Source organism: Armatimonadota bacterium (assembly GCA_039679645.1).
Lineage (GTDB): Bacteria > Armatimonadota > UBA5829 > UBA5829 > UBA5829 > UBA5829.
The window spans coordinates 1-22,200 of the sequence record JBDKUO010000012.1 but is presented as its reverse complement, the minus strand read 5'-3'; the positions used below and the strand labels follow the sequence as shown (position 1 = coordinate 22,200).

Genomic DNA, 22,200 nt, shown 5'->3' with positions numbered 1-22,200 from the left:
GCTGGCATGATTGTGGCTCGCCTCCTTTATTTTCTCACAAAAATGAATTCGGCGTTGACCGTCCATTTTCATGCCAGCAGCCTCATCTTTTACCTATTAAAATTCCGTAGATTTGACACGCACCCTGCTCATAGATACCTTATTCTGCTCACTGCGCCAGCTACTGCAAAAATCAGCGCAATCAGCGGAATCGGAACCGGTAATACAATATCGATTATTACACTCAAAATGCCAAACGGCGGATGAACATTCGTCGAAGCCATTTGAATGGCGGCCATAAGCAACCTGCCGCCGAGTGCGCCTGCTACCATAGAGGCGCCTGTAATGATCTCCATAACTCTGCCTCGCCTGCGTCCGCTGGCTCTTAGGACCAGTTCGCCTGCAAAGCCTCCAAATGCGAACGCCAGGAAGATCATAAAATATCCGCCAAACTCGACTGCCCAACCCATAATAATTCCCATCATCAACCCGACAGATGATGCGGCGGCAATCTGAGATGGTGTCGGTCTAAACAAACTTCCTTGGCTTTGAGATGCGCAGCTCGGGCACTTCATGCCGACCGGCGTCTGAACCATGCACTTCGGGCAGATAAAAGTATCGCAAGACGAACACCGCAGATTAGTCTCCACCTTTGGATGCCTTGCGCAAGTTGTTGGTGTGTCAGATTCATTCATTGTGAATTGAGTATATCAGCGCACATTCTCAGGGTCAAGACACATTGCGAATATCGGCTCTGACTGCTAGAATATTGAAACTACAATAGCAGAGGTTATGACGTTGTCCGATCGTCCTTCGTTCGATCAAGTTTATATGGATGTGGTGGAGACCATCGCGCGGCGTTCGACATGCCTTAGAAAGCACGTCGGGGCGGTAATCACAATCGACCACAGAATACTCTCGCACGGTTACAACGGTGTTCCCAGTGGGCATGAGCACTGCTGCGATACAGGCGTGTGCCTTAAGGACAAGGCCGGAACGGAAGAGTTCAAAGTATGCGTGCACGCAGAGCAAAATGCCATATGCCAATGCGCCAAACGAGGGCTTGCGCTTGAAGGCGCAACGCTTTATGTCAATGCCGATATATGCATCACTTGCGCAAAGTTGATGATATCATCCGGCATTGCCAGGTGCGTGGTAAAGCGCGACCACAAAGGCGGATCGAACGGTATTCAACTGCTTGAAAAGTGCGGAGTAGTCGTGGTGGAGTGGCCGAATAATGCCGGTTAAGGCTGCAATATTCGATATTGGCGCTACTCTGGTCACAGGTCCGCCTGTCGCCCCTAATAAGGTCATCGCCAGACTTATCGAAGGAGCCACTGCAGCGCAGGTCAGTTCGATCATAATGACAACTGACCTTAGGTCAGCCGATCAGGTATGTGATGCGCTAAAGCATAAATTCGGACAACTAAGCGATCATGCCGTCACGGGAATTCATGAATTGTGGCAATCGCAGGCAACCGCGGCACAGGCGCTTGAAGGAGCAAAAGAGACTGTGCTTGCCCTTAAGGATCGAGGGTATATGATAGGGCTGCTCTCGGATATCTGGAACCCGTATTATGAAAGCGTCACAAAGGCGATGCCGGAAGTGGTAAGTGCATCCGATGCGATAGTGCTGAGCTGCCTGTCCGGTTCACGCAAACCGGCTAAAGACAACTTTGAGCTTGTAGTAAAAAAACTTGGCGTGGAACCGTGCGAGTGCGTGATGATAGGCGATACGTACACTCACGATATTCAGCCCGCGCTTGAGATGGGCATGCGGGCTATATGGGTGCTTGCCAGGCCTGACCGCGAGGCGCAGTCTTTAATTCGGATTTTGAACGGCGAATGCCCCGCGCCGACTGCCACCACCGCGAATATTTCGCAGGTTGCATCGGTGGCACTAAATATATAAGGTGGAACGCTGTATGTCCCGCAGCTTCGGCCCCTACGGAACCGAAGCAACTAAATGCTGTTTGACATAGGCAAATAATCAATACGAAATATTCAATATCAAGATTACTAAGCAGCGCCCTCACCCTAACCCTCTCCCCCAGGAGAGGGAATGGAGTGCAAGTCGCTGCTGGATAATGCGTCCAATCTTTGGTAATGCTGCCGAACACAGACAAATAATCAATACAAAATACTCAATATCAAATCAGATGCCCTCTCCCTCAGGAGGGAGTAGGATCGCTGAAAACATATTACTTCATATTTTCGAGGAGAAAATCAAATGGATATTGTAAGAGTCGAGCATCATGGCATGGATGAGCTTCTGGCGAATATGCGCAGAGTGAGTATGCTCACGCACACGGATGACCTGCCATACGAACATGCAGAGATCACCACGCCGATCCTGCACACGAATGAAATCGCGCCCGCGCAGCGTTATGTGCTCACATGCGAGATTATGAAGGTCCGTGATCTGCGATGGGCTCTGCGCGAACATGGTGTCGATCTGTTCAAGCTGGATGGGTACGCAACGATCTGGCTCAAGGACTACGACGATCCGATTGACGTTCTTCCGCCCGTTATAGAGGAATCACACGAGGCCGACGGCAGCACTGTGAAGATACTCAACGACGGCATGCACCGCGTGTATCTGGCACGGATGGAGCGCACGCCGGTCCAGGTTGTATATGCAAAGAACGTGCCGCCTAAGTACCCATATTATGCATTTCCGCTGGTGAACGGCTGGAACGACGTCGAGATCGTGCAGGACCTGCCCGAGGGATATATTAAGAAGTGGCACCGTATAAAGAATTACAAGTCGCTCTACAGGGACTTCAACACTGGTTTCCAGAATGTCGGCGGACCGAGAGGCCATTTTACAAATGCAGCAAAATGATGCGCAAGACGGCGAGATGAGCTTTATCCCCCTGCACTTTGGCAGCAAGCTGAAAGTGGTGAACCCGAGGGGACGCGTCGGGATAATTACTCTTTGGAGCAAGATAGAGTTTGTCGAGCAAACTTTAACAAACCTTAACATCGATCTCGCTCCAGAGACCTCTAAAATCGCCGTAATGGGCAATCTCTTCGGTAATGGAATTCCACACCTGCTCAGAAACCTGCTCTATAACCCGCAGATAAGATATCTCATTATCTGTGGCGCAAACAAATCGGAGTCTGCGCAGGACCTGATGGCTTTCTTCCAGAATGGATTGGAAAAGTCGATCAGCCTGGGCGAGACCGTCACCCGAATCAAGGGCAGGACCCGAATTATAGATGATCTTGTCTCACTCGAAAACTTCGAGGTGACACCGAGAATCGTCTATGTCGGCGACTTGCGAGGTCAAGATTCTCGCGATAACTTATGCAGAGTGATACATGCATTCAGCCCGGGTGAAGCGGTTATTGGTAATCGGATAGAAGTCGAGCTGCCTGAAGTGGAGGTCGGCAACTACCCCAGCCTGCCGCAAAACCACAATATCGTAAAGGACACACCTCTTGAGGCCTGGCGCGAACTGATATTCAGGCTGGTGCGGTTCGGACATCTAGCGCATCTGCGCAAAGGTGACAGGCAGGAACTTCAAAATGTCCGGGTGGTCGTAAGATATCCTCAGGAAGACGGCGAGGAGAATCTAAGCAAGTATAACTTCTCTAGATCAGAACTTATACATTATCAGCACGACATGCTCCTGGGTCCCCTGCCCGATGAACATTCATATACATATGGAAACCGGATTCGGGAGTATTTCGGGTTCGACTCTCTAAAAAAGTTTGCCCAGCGGCTGAAGGCAAATCCTCAGGACAGGGACTGCTATCTGGCGCTATGGGACAGCCATCATGATATAGATGCGGACGACTCGCCGTGCATGGTGTCGCTCTTTTTCAGGGTATTTGACGATCAGTTAACCCTCACCGCAACATATCGCACGCACAACGCTCTCGACGCATGGATCAAGAACGTCTACGGTCTGATGAAGGCTCAACGGATCGTATCGGAGGAGACCGGTATTCCGGTCGGGCCGCTCACTGTCATCAGCCACTCGATAAGCGTGGACCCGTCAAAGTATGATGCCGCGATGCGTGTAGCAAACTCTAAGGGGTTCTCGCTGGATATGGACGCAAACGGCCAGTTTATGGTGAGCGTGGAGGACGGTCAGATTGTGGTCCGGCACATGGACGATAACGGCGTGCTCCTCCATGAATATCGCTCGGCAAAGGCTGAGAGGATTCAGCATGAGATCAACCGCGACTGCGCAATATCGGATATAAATCACGCAATGTATATAGGCCGTCAGCTAGCGAAGGCCGAAATGTGCCTCAGGACAGGCGAAAAATACGAGGAATCCTGATGGCTCTAGATGACCTCAAAAGCCGGATAGAGGCGCTAAATAGACGACCTATGAAAAATACTCTGCCAACACTGGAAAAGGAAGAGCCGAAGATGCCCCCCGCTATCCGGACATTGACCACATCCTTTGAAAGTGCTCAGAATGCTGAGAGAACGGTTAAGACTCGACAAACCGATAAGGTAGTGCTGGAAGATGTGATCGAAGGAGTCGTGAAACAAGCTCCATCGGGGCCGGGTTATTATCTGATAGAAAAGCCCGCAGTTGAGCTGGAAGCAAGCGCGGATGTGATGTATCGAAGGTTTGTCCGGCTGACAGGGTATCCTGACGGCGAGGCTGTCGAAAGGCTGGCTCGCGCGTGCAAATCTGAGAAAATACCTCCCGAAGAGATTATCTTCCTTGACCTCGAGACCACGGGGCTGAGTATGACGCCCGTCTTCCTGATCGGGACTATGGAATGCACTCCTGACGGGCTGAGCTTTAAGCAATACTTCGCACGCGATTACGATGAAGAGGCAAGCATAGTATCAGCGTTTGCCCGGAGACTTAAAGACGTGCGGCTGGTTGTGACATTTAACGGCAAGTGCTTCGATATGCCGTTTTTAGTGAACAGGGCAAATGCGAACGACTTGGAACTGCCAGTGCCTGAGTTTCATCTCGATCTGCTGTATGAATCCAGACGCATATATAAGCGCGACCTGCCCAATTGCAGGCTGCAAACTCTTGAACAAATGGTGTGCGGACGGTCCCGTGAGGACGATATACCCAGTGCGGAGATACCCAAGGCCTATAACGACTTCGTGCGCACGGGTGATGCATCCAAGATAGCTCAAATACTAACCCACAACCTCCACGACCTGCTGACTATGGCCGATCTTATGCACAGGATGTGGTACAGGGACTGACATGGCAAATGACAGCGTTGAACAACTGGACAGGTTTTACTCGTCTGCTCTGGGATGCGCACCCGAGGCTCTCAATTCGGGCCGGCTGGTAGTCGTCGAATGCGAACAGATTACAGGGATTAGATTCGCAAAAGGCTCTCCGCTTGCACTCTTCTCTATAGGTAAAGGGACCGGAGCGGTGGTATCCGTAATGCCCGATCTCTACGAAGCAACCACAAATGCACTGGCCAGCGCTGATACACTCGATGGTAATGCGTGTCGGACGCTTGAGTCGGTGTTGACGCCGATCATAAAACCTCAGTTCTGGTTCGAGGGATGCAGGCTCTACTGCGACAGCGAATCCTTTATCGACCTGGCAAAAGGCGATGTGCGCGATGTGACCAATATGGACGAGACTGCCGCCGGAATTCACGCCCGGTGGGGCGGAAGGGTCTTTGGGCTGATCGCGGACGGAAAGGTAGTCTCATGGGCTGGGGTAAAGCCGCTGTCGGACGTCGGTTGGGACCTTACGATCCAGACTCTGCCTGAATATCGGGGCATGGGATATGCTAAGAGCGCCGTCTCCTCTGCTGTGAGATACATCCTCGATAACGGTAAAATCGCGACATGGGGAACGGACCGCACCAATATCGCATCACTTCGCACTGCGCATTCCGTCGGTTTTCAGGATTATGGACTCGACTTCGGGTGCGTTTATTCTATCAGCAGCTAGCGTCAGGATTGACGGCTGCTCCAAACAACAAAACCCCACAGGCATTCAATTTTCACCATTTCACTTGCCATATGCCGTCAACTTTGACATTATGACATTCCGGCACATAAATGTGATATCATTAGTTGAGTATTATAAGAGAGGTGCTCGGACTGATGGCCAAATGTCTCGTATTGTTATCGCTCCTTTTCATTTGTGTGACAGCTCTTGCCGCAGATCAACCTGCTACTGTAAACGAATGGCTCGATCGCGCAGGACAGGCGGAAGACCGCGGCGACTTTGGCGCAGCATTTGCCGCATATTCAGCAGCGCTTTCACTTCGACCTGATGATGCAATACTAAATCTTAAAGCAGGCGAGTGCCTGATATTTGCCGGTCGGAATGCGGAAGCGGCAAAACTATTATTGCGGGCTTTCGATCAGTTACAAGCAAACCCTAAAACCCCCAACGATCTCAAAAAATATGCCTGCTCGATGCTGATGGGGCGTATGCTTGATGAGTGGTACGGAGACGGTAGAATATACCCAATCCCTTTAGCCACCCTGCCAAAAACCGAACAGATAAGGATCATCCAAGCAGTTCCCAAAGAATGGCTTTTTACCGACAGGGCGCAGGAAGCATTCTTTCGGATGAGCATGGGTGAAACCCAGACAGGAACGGCTTTGCTCAAGCAAGCTGTTATGGCTGGTGGTTGGGAGAAAGTGGAGTGCCCGATATTTGCTCGAGTTTTGAAACCCGACCAGCGTCAAGCGCTGCTCAAAGCATGGCTTGCTGATGCAAAAAAAACAAACAATAGTTATCTATGGCTGGCGGTGCTCGACTCGTATTGGCAAGCGCAATTGATCCCGGAGTTCGAGAAAAACTTTCCATCCGCACTTGCAGCATTGAAGAAACAGCCCACATCTCTAAAGGCACTGTATTCCCTATGCAGTCGGATGCGCTGGCAAAAAGGAATTCAAGAAATAAAGCCCCTATTGCCATTTGAAACTCAGCCGCAGAACGCAGACCAGACTCTGGAAGCATTGAATAATGCTCTTACTGCAAAAGATAGAGCACGAGTCATGGAGTTGATTCTCAAAATGGCGGCTGACTTTCCTGATGAGTTTTACAGAGTATATGAGCCAAAGTGCTTGCGGCTCATACTTGCGTCAGGGTGGAGCGACCTGGTCGAGAAAGTAATGCAGAAGGATCTGATCCGGTTCATGCCGCAGGACTCAAAAAACATGCTCCTTGGTGACTCAGCATATAATGTTGCGGATTTCGATCACTGGATGCGTCTGTTTATATCAGACAATCGAGATAGAGCACTGGACAATCTATTCGCTGCAGCACAATCAATTACGGATGCGGAACGTGGTATCTGGATGCTTGAACAGGGCATGCGCATATTTCCGAAAGACATCACTATAAAGACGCAACTGGGCGCAAAGCTGTTTGAGTCAGGTTATCTGGAGCGGGCAATTGCAGTCGCGCAAGAGACATTGTGGGAGAAGAACGCAAACGGCGAAGACTGTGCGGAAGACATCAACACCCTTTGGAATGCATCTAAGAAACTTGAGCGAACCGGGCAGGTGTTCGACACCGTTTGGAATGAAAGAGACAAGCTTGCCCTTGGAACTTGTGTGGTTATCGCAAACTGCTGGTATGCTAACAAACAGCCCGAACAGGCAGCAAAATGGTGTGAATACGCTGTTGCAAAATCTGAATCGAAAGGCTGGTCTTCAGATGCCGCAATTCAGGCTGAGGCATATCGACTGCAATCGAATGATCCATTTTCATCTCAAGCGCTTGAACTCAATGCCCGCACAAAAAGGACAGCCGGACTATACACGCCTGAAACCTATGAATTGCGCTTAAGATACCTTATAGATACCAACAAAACTGACGACGTAGCTAAAATATATTCTGAAGCAAAGAAGCTGTATCCTGAGATTAGTTTTACGGATGTCGTAAACAAGCTCCAGTTATTTATAGCTATGGATTGGAATGAGGAGGTAAAGCGCCTCTCCGACCAATTGCTCACCTTATCGCAGCCGGTATCCTCTGACCCATTCTGGAATACTATGACAAGACTGGCATATGCTTTGGTCAAAGCTAGCCGCGCAGATGAGGCTTCGGCTTTGGCGCCAAAGGTTTTGCCTACCCGCCCTGATTGGCAAAAAGGCCTGCCGCTTGCGGTCGATCTATTCTCAAAGCGTTTTGACTGCCTGCTTCCATTTGTGGAATGGTCAAGGTCGGTATCTAACAGCAAACCGGATAGCTGGGAAGAATCGCCCAATCGCCTCGACTTCGCGCATGCGATAGCAACGGCAGGAGATCCTTCACTTGCCTGCGCATTCAGCATCACCAGACTATTCTTTATTCCAATCGGCGCGGGGTGGAATGGAATTTACTCTCCGATATCGGATGATGAAGATATTTACTCGTGGAGGAGTATGTCCTCTGCTGATAAGAGTTCGCAGCTGTCGCTATTATCAGGTATCAGGCTCAATACTGAGATTCTAGCCTCTTGCCTTTCAGTGCAGCAGAAAGATGAATCGTGGTACAAGTTTATGGTCGACTTAATGCTGACGCAAAAATCGGCGGCAGGTTTGGTTGAAAGCATTCACTTGACCGCTGATGGTTCCACAGGTGAATCCGACGCACAAAGACATACCAAAATCGCGCAAATGCTCGATATGCTGGCACAGGCAAAGGACTGGGACGGAGTCGGATGGTTTTATATAAAGAGCTACACGAAGACACTCACAGACAACGGTTTTCGTGACGAGGCAGTACGAATGCTGCAACTGCTGCTTCCACATGCGCCTGAAGACAGAAAAATCAGGCTGCAGGACTCCTTGAGTAAGCTGACCGGTGAGAATCCGCCGCCCGTCCGGAGCGCCGCCGAAAAAACATCCGCCCAGTGGATTAAGGAAGCTGATTCATATGCAAGCATAGATAATAAGGTCGAGGCAAGCAGGGCTTATATGAAGGCGCTCGACACCGCACAATCCGGCCGAGAGCGTCTGGGGATCATAAACCGTCTATCCAGTGTCGACCCGGCTGCCGCTATCGAGCAGGTCGAGAAAAATATGTCATCCTTTACAGTCGTGGACCCGAAATCCGGTGAATATTCGGATGTTTATAATGTATCTGGCATACTTACAAACATAGCTAGAACCAATAACGACCTGGCTCCAAAAATACTGCCTCTACTGAATAGACTGGCTGACATTTCGCCGGAGGTCAAAACGCGGACCACAATGTACCACGCAATGGTGTGCCTATTTGCAGGCAATATCATTACCGGCAAGAAAGAATTGATCGATCTACAAAATGGAGATGTCGGTCCGTTGATCACGATTTTTCATGTCGTTTTGGACATGAAAGTGCCGGATGATGCTCGCAGGCAAGTGATGGAGGAACTGAAGAAATACATTGCGGAAAAGCAAGTTGGAATGAGCATCATCGTTTGGGCAATGTGGCGAGGTCTGGTGTTTGGCACAGGACTTGATGCTGTAAAAGTGAAATGCTCGTCAGAAACCATATCGGAGTTCTCGGATTTTCTAAACGGCTACTTGGATCAATCGAATGCCGCGATATCTGAGAAATTTCTTGAGATAGCAGTGCAGTGGACATGCCATCTGAGCTGGTATGACGAGGACTGCGCAATGGTATGGGTGCCGTTAGTAGAAAAAGCATATCATAAGGCGGCACAACCACCGGCGGATCCCGCGGCTTTGGCAGATATGCTTCGAAAGCAGGTTGATGGCTATTACAGATCCGATAAGTGGCCTGATCGGCCAAGTCTTAAGAGATTGGCTGCGTTGATAGATTCACTAAAAGGAGAGAAAAAATGATATTCAGAAGTCTTGCATTGCTTTTGACATCGGTTTTCGCGCTTACGGGGGCGGCATATCCGCAGGATCAACAAAAACTCCAACTGCCGTTGACATTCCGGGTGACAGGCCAGGCAGAATCCATGCCCGAGGTTATAATACTGCACTTCACGATTGTGGGGGACGGCGAGTCGCTTGCAAAAGCACAGGAGCAGTTGGAACAGACGGAACAGACTGTTGTCAAAGCAATTGAAAACTGCGGCGTCAAACGTGATCAGCTAATAACGGATCGATTCAGCATAAAACCGCTCCAGCCGAACCTGGGTTATTCTTCGCAGGTTAATCCTACAAGCATTCCCGCGCTGGGTTACAGGGCGCAGCGCGCCTACAGCATCTCGCAATCGGCAAACACGCAGTCGATGGAAAAACTGATCCAAATCGCCGACGTGGCGCTTCAGAATGGGGCCCGGCCGACAGTCATGTCGGATGAAATGAGTGGGGGCGAAAGCTATGGTGACCGCCAGTCAGGTATCCTACTGGAGTTCACTGTGCGCGACCCGGACACCCTGCTCAAGAAAGCGATAGCCGATGCAGTGACTCGGGCATACGGACTGGCGGAGGAAGCAAGTAAGCAAATGGCTAAGCGCTCTCTTCATATGGTGGCATTTCAGCTTTTTAATAGCAGCTCTAGATCGCAGAATTGGAATGGGTTTTCGGCTTCAGATGACAGCCGGGCAGCTACATATACATGGCAGCCCATAACAATGACAATTGACGCCGAAGTAGGGTTTATCTGTGAATAGGCGATTGACTGTGTGGTTTATAAGATCTGCCTGGCAAGAATGAACTATCACTCATTGCTGTCAGGTATTGATCCTGTAAGTGCGGGTCATTTTAACGCTGCGAGCAGTGCCGTCCTGAACAGCGGGCTTGTATTTGAGCCTGGAGGTCGCGCTTATAACCGCCTTGTCGAGCGCTCTATTGCCTGATGACTGGATTACGCTTACATCGGATACGGAGCCCTCGTTCGTGACCGTATACTCAACCTTTACAGTCAGACTCAGACCCTCTTCCACCGAAGCTGGGACCGAAACGCCGGCGTCTCTGGTGAGGACCGGGTTCGCCTGATCTGCCAGGCGCGATTTATACTCTGGAGCCTTGCAGTGGGTGCATGTTCGACTTGGCTGTTCGCCCTCGATAAAGCTACGAGCGCTGGTCGACCTGCAGTATTCGCCTGCAAGCATGCCGGACTGGTCGCATATACGCACGCTGACAGTGCGCGGGACAGGTACGGGAGCAGGTTCCCTGCCGGGGCCATCGGATGCATTTTTTACAGGGTCGGGACGACCCTCCCCTGCTCCACTGCCTGAACCTTTGCCCTTGCCATCATCACTGCCGGGAACCCAGCCGACCGGTGTGCGACCACCGCCCCAGTTGCCACCCAGATCGCCGTTAGCGCTGGTCGACCCGATATTTAATTTGCCGCCGGGGTTGCCCGGCATCTGATGACCCGATCCGCGCGGTGCGCCGGGAACTGAAATCGGCTGTCTGATCAATTGGCGTGGTGATGCGTTATAGATAGGTGTGGTCATTTCAGGATCAGGCTGAGCTTGTCTATCGAGCTGACTGGCAATCGGTTCTGACCTAGACGTTTCGACGGGCTTTGGCTTAGTTGCCTCGGAAGGATCGCCCACGAAGTCCACCTTGATGAACTTTGGAGCCAGCACTGCTGCTGACGCGGTATTGAGCCTGGCAGCGGACGAGTGCCCGACCACGCCTACAACCAGTATATGAGCCGCGATAGATGCGGCGATTGCATATGTTAATACTTTATCTTTCATATGAGTAAAGGTCAACTATTGGCCCTCCAGGTAGGATACCTGGAGGGATGTAAATCTTTCATACAAGTTATGAGTTGGTTACGGGTTTAGGTTCGGTGGCAATGGTCAGATATTTGGCTCCAGCGCGCTTGGCCTCATCGGCAAGCTGGATACCTTTCTCCCAATTCTGCGCTTTGTCGCAGTTTATAACCACGACCGCGCCGGGATTGTCTTTCAGACGAGCTTTCAGACTGTCTTGAATCTGTCCGAATGTGACCTGCTGCTTATCTATGTAATAGTTACCTGTCGGAGTCAGGGTCAGAACGACTTTGCATACTGGGCGCTCTGTCGCGGCGGAAGCCTTGGGCAGGTTCACGGGCATGCCCTTCGACGTCGTCATGGCAAGCGAAGCCATCATAAAGAACACCAGCAGGAAGAAGATGGTGTCGATCATTGGAATAATCTCAATGCGGGCCTTTTTAGGCTGATATACGCTTAATTTCACCTCTAGGCTCCTCCTGCGATTCGACAAGAATGTTGACCGTCTCGTTGCCTCTGGCCTCGATCTCGGCGACTATGCACTTGATCCGATCCTGCAGATAATTGTTGCCGATCAGGGTAAAGATCGCTATAGCAAGACCGGTCGCGGTTGCAATGAGGGCCTCAGCGACGCCGCCTGTGATAGCGGTCGGGGTGCTGATGCCGGATTTGGCAGCAATCACATGAAAAGCGGAGATCATACCGGTGACTGTTCCGAGCAGTCCAAGCAGAGGTGCTATAGTAATAATCGTGTCGAGCGAACCCAGACGGCGGGTAAGAGCTGATACCTCGCGAGTGCCCTGCTCTTCCATAGCTCTCTCTGACCCGCGCTCACCCAGATGACGGTTGCATATACCGGCGGATATGACTCTTGCGACCGGATTATCAACACGTTCGAGTATAGACATAGCATTCTCAGGGCTGCCGTCATAAATGGCATCCTCGGCGCGCTTGATAACTTCCGAGACATCGGCCTGAGCCTTACTGATCTTGAAATAACGCTCGATGAGCACGGCAACACTGATGACCGAACAGATCATCAGAGGAATCATTACAACGCCGCCCTTAGCAAGCAGCTCGACAGCATTCACCATCCAACTCATATAGCAACCTTCCTGTAACTTTACTTATACTTCGCGGGCGAATGCCCCGAAGGTTGGTCCTAATGTTTCGGGAGAAGGTCTCCCGAAACAACGCAAAGGGTGGTCCCGCTTCGGCACAATCGTGTCCGAAGCATATAAACCTTGCTTATACACAATACATGGAAGTTTTCGGTAAAAAACAATATGCTCTTCAGGCTGATATCTCATATTCAACCGGATCTTTTGCGCCGACTTCGGCAAATCCGGCCAGTCTGAGCTTGCAGCTGTCGCATCTGCCGCATGCGTGCTCACCGCCGCTGTAGCAGCTCCACGTGAGAGAATAATCCACCCAAAGATTGAGACCATGGCGAATAGTGTCCGCCTTGGTCATATTTATCAGCGGGGTCCTGATGCGGAATCTTGACGTTCCTTCGACCCCTGCTTTGGTAGCGAGATTGGCAGTCTTTTCAAAGGCCTCGATGAACTCAGCGCGGCAGTCGGGGTAGCCGCTGTAGTCGATCTGGTTGACGCCTATGAAAATGTCCTGCGCGCCTATCGCTTCGGCATAGGAGAGAGCAAATGAAAGGAAGATGGTATTGCGTGCGGGGACATATGTGACCGGAATGCCGGCGCTCATTTCATCATTTTTTCTATCAAGAGGCACATCGATATCCGCTGTAAGGGCGCTGCCGCCTATCTTGCGCATATCGAAAGATATAATAAGGTGATCCTTTGCGCCCAGACTTTTGGCTACGGCCCTGGCGCTGTCTATCTCGCGGCGGTGGCGCTGGCCGTAATCAAACGACATTGCGTAAAGCTCATAGCCCTCGGACTTTGCTATGGCTGCAGTGGTGGCGCTGTCCAGCCCGCCGGAGATCAATACGACTGCTTTTTTCATTTCTACTCCAGGCATCTCGAATAGATGCAACGCAAGTTTAACTCAGGCGTGCAGGCATGTCAAGTAATTTCGCGAATTCTATTACAGTATTCGACGTTGAGGTAGCATAACAAAGATCACCACATGCCAGAAATTATGAAATAGTGCGTTCGGAGGCTTCGGGAGAGGGTCTCCCGAAACAACACAAAATCTATGGGTAATTCTCTTCATCACGAAAACACGAAAGGGAGAAAGCACGAAAGAAACTATGGGGGTACGGAGCAGAAATAAAGAATGATACTTTCTATACCCTGCTTTCTTTCCGTGTTTTCATTATTTCGTGCTTTCGTGATTAAAATAGTCCACATACCATAAATCTGGGATGCATACCTAGCCTCGATGCTGATTGACATGTTACCTAATGAATGTTAGAATCGGGCCGTGGAAATCAAACTATCAACAGCAACCGAGCAGGACCGCAAGCGGTTCAACGATTTTGTCGCCCGTTTTGATACGGGCGATTTGCTTCAGTCCTTTGAGTGGGGCGATCTCAAGTCTCACAGCGGCTGGAAACCTGTGCATGTGTTTGCAGAACGTGATTGCGAGATTGTCGCTGCTGCATCGCTTCTCAAAAGGGCTATACCAAAAGTCGGCAGATGCATAATGTATGCCCCAAGGGGTCCCGTGCTCGATACACAGGATACTGAGCTTGTGCGGGCGTTCAGCGCTTATCTGAGAGAAACTGCAATTAAACACAAGGCGATACTGCTGAAAATAGATCCGCCAGTGCCTGTCGAGGACACCGTCAGTGAGTCGAACCTGCGGTCTGTCGGGTTTGTGCCGGTGACGGCGCAGGGTTTTGGCGGGACGCAGCCCAAATGCGTGATGCAGCTCGATCTGGACAAGTCACTCGATGAGTTGATGGCATCATTCAAAGAAAAATGGCGATATAACATCCGGCTGGCCGGGCGCAAAGGTGTTACGGTCAATATGGATTGCCCCAGGTCGGACCTGCCCGTCTTTTACGAACTGCTGAAGGCAACCTGTGAGCGTGATGGTTTCCTGGTGCGGGATATGAGTTATTTTGAGAATATGTGGGATGCACTGGTGCCTGCGGGTTACATGAAACTGGTCCTTACATACTATGAAGGCCAGCCCATCGCTGGCGCGATCGCGTATATCTTCGGCGATAAGGCGATGTATACATACGGCGCATCGTCAAACGAGCACCGCAACGTTATGCCCAACCACCTGATGCAGTGGACTATGATCCAGTGGGCAAAAGAGTCCGGCTGCAAGTGGTACGATTTTAGAGGGGTCAGCCCCAAAAAAGGCAATGGAGACGAGCACCTGCAGGGTTTGAACAGGTTCAAAGATGGTTTCTCGCCGAGGTTCGTAGAGTATATAGGCGAATACGATATGGTGCTTTCGCCGGGGTTCTACTGGCTGTGGAACGTGCTTTTGCCTAAGATTCAAAATGCTCTTAAAGCCAGAAAGAGAAAGTCCATTCATGAAAGCACGGAATAAGGAGAAGCTCGAAAGAACTTATTGGATTGAAATCCGGGGATTCTGTTTCGCACGCGATCAGATATCGCGCGCGATCAAAGAAGATACGCTGATCAGGCAATCGTGGAGATACGTGCTCCAGGCTATATGAGTTAATGTTAGAGGTATTATGAACACATCGACGCTGCTTGGAGCTTCGGTAGTAGCGCTGGCAGGCTTTCTCATAGGCTCAGGCGCATGGCCGATCAAGGTCATGCGAAAGTTCGAGGTCGAGCACTGGCTATTTATCGGTCAGCTTATAGGATTGGTGATACTCCCCTGGACTATCACACTGGCATTTTGCCCACATGCTCTTTCCGCATACATGAGCGTAGAACCGTCTGTTCTGATAAAGTCCAACCTGTTTGCACTCAGTTGGGGAATTGCCAATGTGATGTGCGGTCTGTGTTACGTGCGCATCGGTGTGGCGCTTACAGGCGCTATTCTGACCGGGCTGGGTGTCTCGGTCGGAGTGACGATGCCGATGCTCGTGAAGGGCACAGGACTCTTTAACAAAGCTCCAGCAATTTGGTCTCAGGCAGGACGTATCGTTTTGATCGGTGTGGCGGTTATGCTGGTAGGTGTGGCGCTGAGTTCGGCTGCAGGCTTCGGGCGCGACCGCGTTTTGAACAAACTCCAGAAAACACATGGAGGCTTCCTTGGAGGCCTCATTATGGCTTCTATTGCCGGGGTTTTGTCGTGCGGGCTCAGCTTTGCTTTCGTTTACAGCCAGGGACCGGTCGTCGAAGCTCTGAAAGCGCAGGGCGCGGGCAGCACCGCCGCGACATTCGGCGTATGGGCAATAGGGCTGCTGGGCGGGGCCCTGATAAACGTTCTCTATCCGGCATACCTGATGACCAGGCGTAAGAACTGGCATGTGCTGATCGACGACGGCAGAGATATTTTACTTGCCTCATGTATCGGTGTAACGCTTGTCATCACGGTCGTGCTGATGGGTAAAGGAATGCTTCTGCTGGGAGCGATGGGCGCTTCTGTCGGCTTCGGTATCCAGCAGGCTCTGCAGATGCTTGGCTGCCAGAGCGTAGGTTTTGTCAGTGGTGAATGGAAAGGCATCCACGGAAAGCCCATTAAGATGATGTATGCTGCAATAGCCATACTTATAATCGCTACGCTGATTATGGCTTACGGCAATTCCCTGTTATAATAAATGAGCTGATCGGGCAATCGCGGAGTAAGATACACTCGGATCGTCCGGGGGCAGGAATATCCCCGGCTATCAGTCCTCGACAAAAAGATAGGGAACGAGATTGAGCTTATGCCGGTTGAGTCACTTATAGTTGACGTTCTTCGAGAGGGTTACGGAATCCGGGACTTTCGCACCGTGTCAGAGCACCATGGAAGTCAGTCAAGAGTTTGGAGACTTCGAGCGAATAATCAAGACCTCAGCTTGCGGCGGACGAGACGCCTAGGGGACGGCAGGCTCTTGTCTTATTGCCGCCTAACAAATCTGCTAAAGGAAAATGGTATTAATGCAACCTGTCCGGTTGAAACAGTTAATGGCAAATCATTCTTCCGGCAAGAGGAAGATTCTTACATTCTGTGCAACTGGATAGACGGCATGGCGGCACTGGACAGGGATCTGGCGGTTGAAGATGCCCGGTTCCTCGGGGAATTGCTTGCGAAGATACATCAGGTCTTGGCGGATTTTAGTGAGCCACTACCTTTACGTAAAAGAGAGTACGCTTCCGATGTCGACACCCTAAACGATATCAAACGATTGATCGCGATTGTTGATTCGAAGGCCGAGAGAAACGAATGCGACCAGGCAGTGTACAATGATCTGAAACATAAATATGCTGTTTTGGCAAGCAGGGAAGAAAACTCGGACCTTCTGGCTCCGCTGTATGAAGAGTGTCAGTTGGTGCATGGTGACTTCAATTGGGGTAATATTATTTACACTTCAGATGGACAGTTTGCGGGACTAATTGACCTCGATACATTCCATTATGCTCCGCGTATTTGGGATATCGTCAAAGCCTGCATGTTCACGTTCAAGGCAAACAGCGATTACTGCATTCGGTTTCTTTCCGGCTACCATCAGGTCAATCCGCTTCACTCTACGGAGATTGATGCATTCCATTCGCTTGCTCTGAATTACATGCTCAAGAATATCTGGGTATATCAAGAGTATCTTGTAAACGGCAACCCGCACACCGGCCTCAACGATACGGTGCAGAGTTACGAACTTCTAGTTAAAGACGAGCTTGAATATCGTGATTTGAGCGGTCGGATTGTTTCCAGGTTACAGGTAAAATGAGTAATATAATGACACATGACTTGTGGGTTGAGGTCGATATATCGGCACTCAAGCATAATTTGGAACAGGTAAAGAGCGCTGTCGGCAAAAGCGTAAGGATCATGGCCGTGGTGAAGAGCAATGGTTTCGGCCACGGTTATGTGGAGCCTGCGCGCGCGTTTATAGAAGCTGGAGCCGATGCGCTCGCCGTGACACGTCTCGATGAGGCGATGATCCTGCGCAATGGCGGCATAGGTGCCCCGATACTGCTCTTTGCTCCCATTCAGGCTGAAAACGCGGAGATAGCGGTAAAAGCCGGGCTGGAGATGACTGTCTCGGACACGGACCTCGCAAAAAAAATATCCGAATCGGCCGTGCATCTGGGCAAGATAGCCCGCATGCATATAAAGGTCGACACCGGAATGGGAAGGCTGGGCGTCGCGCATGAGCAAGCCGTCCGGCTGGTTCAAGAAATTCACGGTCTGTCCAATATCGAGATTGCAGGGATATATACTCACTTTGCTACTGCAGCGGAGAAGTCCATCACTGATGCTAAGTGTCAGCTCGACAGATTTAAACAGCTTCTCGGCAGGCTTGATAAGCTTGGAATAGACTACGGCAGCGCGCATGCCGCAAACAGCGCCGCAATACTCAGGCTCACGGAATCGCGCCTGGATATGGTGCGGCCGGGCACTCTGCTCTATGGGCAATACCCATCGCGGTATGTGCCGCGCTCGCTCGACCTAAAGCCGACGTGGAAGCTCAAGGCTCGGATTTGCGAGATTAAGCAGATGCAGCCCGAATCACCCGTAGGTTACGGAGGAGAGGTCGTAACAAAACGCCTCACCAGGACCGCTGTGATCCCAATAGGCTATGCGGATGGGTTTACACTTGCGCCTGAAGGACCGATATATCGGCAGAGCATATTGAAATTCGCCGCAAAGAGGATCAAGCGCAGGCTTGCTGTTGAGATAAACGGACGTAAGGCTCCGGTGCTGGGGCGAGTGGCTATGCAGATGATCGTGGTCGATATTACCGACATACCCGGTGCGAAGGTCGGAGATGAAGTAGTAATCCCGGCGATGAGAATACCCACCAGCGCGCTCATCCCACGAGTATATATAGGCTAAAAAACATCAAGTTCTAGTTCGGACGCGATCAGATATCGCGTCCGAACATTAACGTCAACGTCAACTAGGATTATTAAGACCGGCGGAGCATCTGTTTTAGTTCGGTGAAGTTGCCTGCGCTGGCAAGCGCCTCATCTTCGGATATGATCCCGGCCTTATAGTAGCGGTCCAGGCACTGGTTCATTGTCTGCATGCCCCAGTATTCACCCTCGGAGATGGCTTGATATATCTGAGATGAACGCCCTTCCTCAAGCAGCTTGCTCACAGTCGGGTTTGCAATCATCACCTCTACGGCTGCAATTCGTCCGGGTTTATCTATCCTCGGGATCAGTTTCTGGGAAACCACACCCTTTAGCGACACAGACAGTCGTGTGCACACCATCAGCTTGTCGTGAGGAGGAAACATGTTCATGATCCTGTCGAGTGTTTCGGCGGCGCTGCATGTGTGGACAGTCGAAAAAACCAGGTGACCAGTCTCCGCTGCAGCCAGGCCTACGTTCATTGTCTCTACATCGCGCATCTCACCGATCAAGATTACATCCGGGCTCTGTCTGACGACGTATTTGAGCGCATCGGTAAACGAATCGGTGTCGATGCCGATCTCACGCTGGCTGACGATTGACTGCTTATCCTGATGGACAAACTCAATCGGGTCTTCAACGGTAATAATATTGCTCTTACGTGTCGAGTTGATAATATCTATCAGCGCGGCAAGTGTTGTAGACTTGCCGCAACCGGTAGGGCCGGTAACAAGCACAAGCCCCTGCCTCTGTTCGGCAAGGGACTTAATGCCCTCCGGCAGACCAAGCTCTTCCAAACCAAGAATTTTCAGTGGTACGATTCGCAGCACCATTCCTATAGTGCCGCGCTGGTAATACACGTTTGCCCTGAACCTTGCAATATCGTCGATTGTAAATGCGAGATCGAGTTCGTGCCTGCGTTCGAAACGGCCTATCTGCTCATGTGACATTATGCCGTATGCAAGAGCTTCTGTATCCTGGCCCTTAAGCTCAGGATATGAATCGAGCGGGACTACAAAGCTATTTAGACGCATCATCGGCGGCGATCCGACCTTTAGAAATATATCTGAGGCTCCAACCTGCGCTGCTTTTGCCGCTATTTCCTTTATATCCATACTTGCTTCCTCACTCGCCTGTTTTTCGGCGTCTACATATATATGCTGCCATAAAATACACACCAAAAGAAACCAACAAAGCGGTTCCAACTATGAGGATTATTCGCATGGGTGCAGAAATACCGGTTGCCGGATGACCTGCCGGTTCCGTCATGGACTGCATTGGAAGCTCGGCACTGTCAAAATCGCTGTTCTTGACAGAAACAGTATATTGATACGAGTTGCCCATTGCCTTAAACGAGACCTTTACGAAATCGTTCTCGAAATCCTTAAGCCCCGTAAGCTGAAATGGTGACTGTATCAGATAATTGATGCGGATAACTCTGAACCTCTTAAACACATCGACAAACGGCTCTATGGGAAGTATGCCTTCACTGATTGCTGTCAGTCGAGGCATTTTGAAGTTCACAGACGTGGAGGGTTTTGCACCGGGAATATTTACGGTCTCTGTAGCTTGCTCGGCATCCAGCACGCGCCAGCGCGTTGCTTTAATGAGCTTCTTAACATCGGCATCAACATCCTTATCGGATATCTTTGTGGCATAGTTGATCGAGACGCTGTCGTATGCGCCCATACCGCTCAATATCAGGATCAGCACATCAGGACTTGCAGCTTTCTCTTCGGCTGCTTGACAGGCACACGAAATACCGAGCATAGATATTGCCAGTAACAATGGCCAGGCAGCTTTTTGAAAGAAGAGATGATGGCTCACTTGACTCGCCTGTTAGTGGAAAATAGGAAGATGGTGGAGCTGAGGGGACTCGAACCCCTGACATCTACACTGCCAGTGTAGTGTTCTCCCAACTGAACTACAGCCCCACTGCGTTCGACGTCGTTATTATACCACGCCATTGAAATACTTTGCAAGCAAAAATCAGACTGCTCGCTTACCCAGCGGCTCAGACGCGAATGAATCCAGGTCAAGGCTCGCAGACTCGCCTCTCTGGCGGGCAAAGAATGCGGCTGACGCAGCCATAGCGGCATTATCCGTGCAAAGCACAGGCGGTGGAGCGTTGACCGCTATATTCAACTCTTTGCCACGCTGTTTCATCGTGGCTTGAAGACTGCTGTTGGCGGCGACACCGCCTGCCATCAGCACCTGTTTCACGCCTCTATCCTGTGCGGCGCGAAATGTGTGATCTACCAGCACATCCACAACCGCTGCCTGGAAACTGGCGGCAAGATCGGGGGTCGGAGGTTTGCCCTCGAAGCCCTCGACATATCGAATGACGGCTGTCTTTAGCCCGCTGAAACTGAAATCAAGCGTGTCGCCCACCTTTGCGCGTGGAAAAAGCACGGAATGCGGATTGCCCGTTTTTGCAAGCCTGTCTATCTCAGGGCCGCCGGGATAGCTAAGTCCCATTGCGCGCGCGCATTTGTCGAAACACTCGCCCGCGGCATCGTCCCGCGTTCGTGCCAGAATCTCATACTGCCCGTGACCGGTCACATATATTAAGTCCGAATGGCCGCCGGATACTACCAGGCATACCAACGGAAACTCGATATGCGCCCCGGTGAGCCAGTTTGCATACATGTGCGCCTCAATGTGATGGACGGCAACCAAGGGTTTATTTGCGGCATAGGCGATAGTCTTTGCCGACGCAACACCCACAATCAACGCACCGATCAGACCGGGTCTGTTGATAACGCCTATGCAGTCTATATCAGCCAAAGTGCATTCGGCCTTGTCCAGAGCTTCCTGGACGGTCGGAATAATCAGTTCCACATGTCTGCGCGAGGCGACCTCGGGCACCACGCCCCCGAACCGGGCATGAATTTCCATCTGCGACGCAATTATATTGGAAACAACACTGACGCCGTCATCAACCACCGCTGCGCTGGTCTCATCACAACTTGTCTCAACACCTAAAACTCTCAAACCACATCCTCCGCGCGTGTCTCCTTCAATTGCTCTTTTAAGGCACGAAATTTTCTAGACCAGGACTGCGAGACCATGTCATCGATCCACATAACTACGGCATTCTCCTGATTGTCCGTATAGTAGCCGCGCCTTACCGCCGCGGGAATAAAGTCATATTTGTGATAGAGATTTTGGGCAACTTCATTGCTCTGGCGGACTTCAAGGGTCGCCCGCCTGCACTTACGCTTTAACGACTCATCCAGCAAGGCAACGAGCAGCCGCTCACCTATCTTTTCGCCACGACTCGTGCGAGCTACGCCGAGAGTGGTGATGTGAGCCTCGTCCATTATGATCCACATTCCGGCATAACCCACTATCTCGGAGCCCTTGCATGCCACGACATAATATGCGCTGCGGTTTACAAGCTCAGTCAGGTAGGCGCTCTCATGCCAGGGAACCGGGAAGCACTCTCGCTCGATCTCCATGACTCTGGGCACATCTTCCCGCTGCATCTGCCTTAAATCGACTTCGATAGCCAAATTATCTAACCCCACGACATTGACAAGGTTTTCACGTAGTCTAGCACGCGGAAACTATGAGTGTCAAACACGATCGTTTGGAGGCAATTGCGATAGACGTTATTTTGAGCGCATTTTATGCCGACAGCTGATTTCATAAGTAGCCTTGAATGTCTCAGAGTTCAAAAGCGAGCAACAAACTGGCACATCCGGCAGTATTTCAGCCT

The 22,200-nt window shown here is 50.9% G+C and carries 22 protein-coding genes and 1 tRNA gene; 13 read left to right on the top strand and 10 right to left on the bottom strand.

All coding sequences use genetic code 11. From position 1 onward, the window contains the following. Nucleotides 1-128 precede the first annotated feature (128 nt). Entirely contained in the window at nucleotides 129-674 is a 546-nt protein-coding gene (locus ABFD83_02520; GenBank protein ID MEN6355940.1) for a B-box zinc finger protein, read from the bottom strand. 103 nt (nucleotides 675-777) lie between these two features. Between ABFD83_02520 and ABFD83_02515 the strand changes: the two genes are divergently transcribed. The 8 genes from ABFD83_02515 (at nucleotide 778) to ABFD83_02480 (ending at nucleotide 10,512) form a co-directional block, all read left to right on the top strand. Next, on the top strand, nucleotides 778-1,227 hold the full coding sequence (locus ABFD83_02515) for a dCMP deaminase family protein (protein MEN6355939.1): 450 nt from the start codon (nucleotides 778-780) through the stop codon (nucleotides 1,225-1,227). After that, a complete protein-coding gene (locus ABFD83_02510) occupies nucleotides 1,217-1,891 on the top strand; it encodes an HAD family hydrolase (protein ID MEN6355938.1) in 675 nt (224 codons plus the stop codon). Before ABFD83_02515 ends, ABFD83_02510 begins: the two co-directional genes overlap by 11 nt. 318 nt (nucleotides 1,892-2,209) lie before the next feature. Then, nucleotides 2,210-2,824 carry a hypothetical protein gene (locus tag ABFD83_02505; GenBank protein MEN6355937.1) on the top strand — a complete coding sequence of 205 codons (615 nt, stop codon included), beginning with the start codon at nucleotides 2,210-2,212 and terminating at the stop codon, nucleotides 2,822-2,824. Then, the gene (locus tag ABFD83_02500) at nucleotides 2,811-4,274 is read left to right on the top strand and encodes a thymidylate synthase (protein ID MEN6355936.1); all 1,464 of its coding nucleotides are present in this window, start codon (nucleotides 2,811-2,813) and stop codon (nucleotides 4,272-4,274) included. Before ABFD83_02505 ends, ABFD83_02500 begins: the two co-directional genes overlap by 14 nt. After that, nucleotides 4,274-5,176, top strand: coding sequence for a ribonuclease H-like domain-containing protein (locus ABFD83_02495; GenBank protein MEN6355935.1), 903 nt, complete (start codon nucleotides 4,274-4,276; stop codon nucleotides 5,174-5,176). Before ABFD83_02500 ends, ABFD83_02495 begins: the two co-directional genes overlap by 1 nt. A 1-nt stretch (nucleotide 5,177) precedes the next feature. Further along, nucleotides 5,178-5,888 carry a GNAT family N-acetyltransferase gene (locus ABFD83_02490; protein ID MEN6355934.1) on the top strand — a complete coding sequence of 237 codons (711 nt, stop codon included), beginning with the start codon at nucleotides 5,178-5,180 and terminating at the stop codon, nucleotides 5,886-5,888. 155 nt (nucleotides 5,889-6,043) lie between these two features. Next, entirely contained in the window at nucleotides 6,044-9,730 is a 3,687-nt protein-coding gene (locus tag ABFD83_02485) for a tetratricopeptide repeat protein (GenBank protein MEN6355933.1), read from the top strand. Further along, nucleotides 9,727-10,512 (top strand): SIMPL domain-containing protein, encoded by a 786-nt coding sequence (locus ABFD83_02480; GenBank protein ID MEN6355932.1) that lies wholly within the window; start codon nucleotides 9,727-9,729, stop codon nucleotides 10,510-10,512. Before ABFD83_02485 ends, ABFD83_02480 begins: the two co-directional genes overlap by 4 nt. 60 nt (nucleotides 10,513-10,572) lie before the next feature. On the opposite strand, the gene ABFD83_02475 is transcribed toward ABFD83_02480, so the two are convergent. The 4 genes from ABFD83_02475 to queC form a co-directional block, all read right to left on the bottom strand. Continuing rightward, complete coding sequence (locus tag ABFD83_02475) at nucleotides 10,573-11,565, bottom strand: energy transducer TonB (protein ID MEN6355931.1); 993 nt, start codon at nucleotides 11,563-11,565, stop codon at nucleotides 10,573-10,575. Between the two features lie 52 nt (nucleotides 11,566-11,617). Beyond that, complete coding sequence (locus ABFD83_02470; protein ID MEN6355930.1) at nucleotides 11,618-12,034, bottom strand: biopolymer transporter ExbD; 417 nt, start codon at nucleotides 12,032-12,034, stop codon at nucleotides 11,618-11,620. Continuing rightward, nucleotides 12,009-12,671, bottom strand: coding sequence for a MotA/TolQ/ExbB proton channel family protein (locus ABFD83_02465; GenBank protein ID MEN6355929.1), 663 nt, complete (start codon nucleotides 12,669-12,671; stop codon nucleotides 12,009-12,011). The genes ABFD83_02470 and ABFD83_02465 overlap by 26 nt, the downstream gene beginning before the upstream one ends. Nucleotides 12,672-12,861: 190 nt before the next feature. Beyond that, nucleotides 12,862-13,548 (bottom strand): 7-cyano-7-deazaguanine synthase QueC, encoded by a 687-nt coding sequence (queC, locus tag ABFD83_02460; GenBank protein MEN6355928.1) that lies wholly within the window; start codon nucleotides 13,546-13,548, stop codon nucleotides 12,862-12,864. Between the two features lie 420 nt (nucleotides 13,549-13,968). Here queC and ABFD83_02455 point away from each other — a divergent pair, with 420 nt between their 5' ends. The 5 genes from ABFD83_02455 to alr all read left to right on the top strand — a co-directional run bounded on the left by ABFD83_02455 (nucleotide 13,969) and on the right by alr (nucleotide 18,459). Beyond that, nucleotides 13,969-15,054, top strand: coding sequence for a peptidoglycan bridge formation glycyltransferase FemA/FemB family protein (locus tag ABFD83_02455; protein ID MEN6355927.1), 1,086 nt, complete (start codon nucleotides 13,969-13,971; stop codon nucleotides 15,052-15,054). Continuing rightward, on the top strand, nucleotides 15,038-15,184 hold the full coding sequence (locus tag ABFD83_02450) for a hypothetical protein (protein MEN6355926.1): 147 nt from the start codon (nucleotides 15,038-15,040) through the stop codon (nucleotides 15,182-15,184). The genes ABFD83_02455 and ABFD83_02450 overlap by 17 nt, the downstream gene beginning before the upstream one ends. An 18-nt stretch (nucleotides 15,185-15,202) precedes the next feature. Then, nucleotides 15,203-16,237 (top strand): L-rhamnose/proton symporter RhaT, encoded by a 1,035-nt coding sequence (locus tag ABFD83_02445; GenBank protein ID MEN6355925.1) that lies wholly within the window; start codon nucleotides 15,203-15,205, stop codon nucleotides 16,235-16,237. Between the two features lie 111 nt (nucleotides 16,238-16,348). After that, nucleotides 16,349-17,350, top strand: coding sequence for a phosphotransferase (locus ABFD83_02440; protein MEN6355924.1), 1,002 nt, complete (start codon nucleotides 16,349-16,351; stop codon nucleotides 17,348-17,350). 8 nt (nucleotides 17,351-17,358) lie between these two features. Next, on the top strand, nucleotides 17,359-18,459 hold the full coding sequence (alr, locus tag ABFD83_02435; protein MEN6355923.1) for an alanine racemase: 1,101 nt from the start codon (nucleotides 17,359-17,361) through the stop codon (nucleotides 18,457-18,459). 73 nt (nucleotides 18,460-18,532) lie between these two features. Here the strand turns inward: alr and ABFD83_02430 are convergent, their stop codons facing one another. From ABFD83_02430 to rimI, 5 genes are all read right to left on the bottom strand, one after another. Then, nucleotides 18,533-19,594, bottom strand: coding sequence for a type IV pilus twitching motility protein PilT (locus ABFD83_02430; protein ID MEN6355922.1), 1,062 nt, complete (start codon nucleotides 19,592-19,594; stop codon nucleotides 18,533-18,535). A gap of 10 nt (nucleotides 19,595-19,604) precedes the next feature. Beyond that, nucleotides 19,605-20,306 (bottom strand): hypothetical protein, encoded by a 702-nt coding sequence (locus tag ABFD83_02425; GenBank protein ID MEN6355921.1) that lies wholly within the window; start codon nucleotides 20,304-20,306, stop codon nucleotides 19,605-19,607. Nucleotides 20,307-20,337: 31 nt separating this feature from the next. Then, nucleotides 20,338-20,413: transfer RNA gene (locus ABFD83_02420), tRNA-Ala, on the bottom strand. 55 nt (nucleotides 20,414-20,468) lie between these two features. After that, the gene (gene tsaD / locus ABFD83_02415; GenBank protein ID MEN6355920.1) at nucleotides 20,469-21,473 is read right to left on the bottom strand and encodes a tRNA (adenosine(37)-N6)-threonylcarbamoyltransferase complex transferase subunit TsaD; all 1,005 of its coding nucleotides are present in this window, start codon (nucleotides 21,471-21,473) and stop codon (nucleotides 20,469-20,471) included. Then, a complete protein-coding gene (gene rimI, locus ABFD83_02410) occupies nucleotides 21,470-21,994 on the bottom strand; it encodes a ribosomal protein S18-alanine N-acetyltransferase (GenBank protein MEN6355919.1) in 525 nt (174 codons plus the stop codon). Before rimI ends, tsaD begins: the two co-directional genes overlap by 4 nt. Nucleotides 21,995-22,200: the final 206 nt, after the last annotated feature.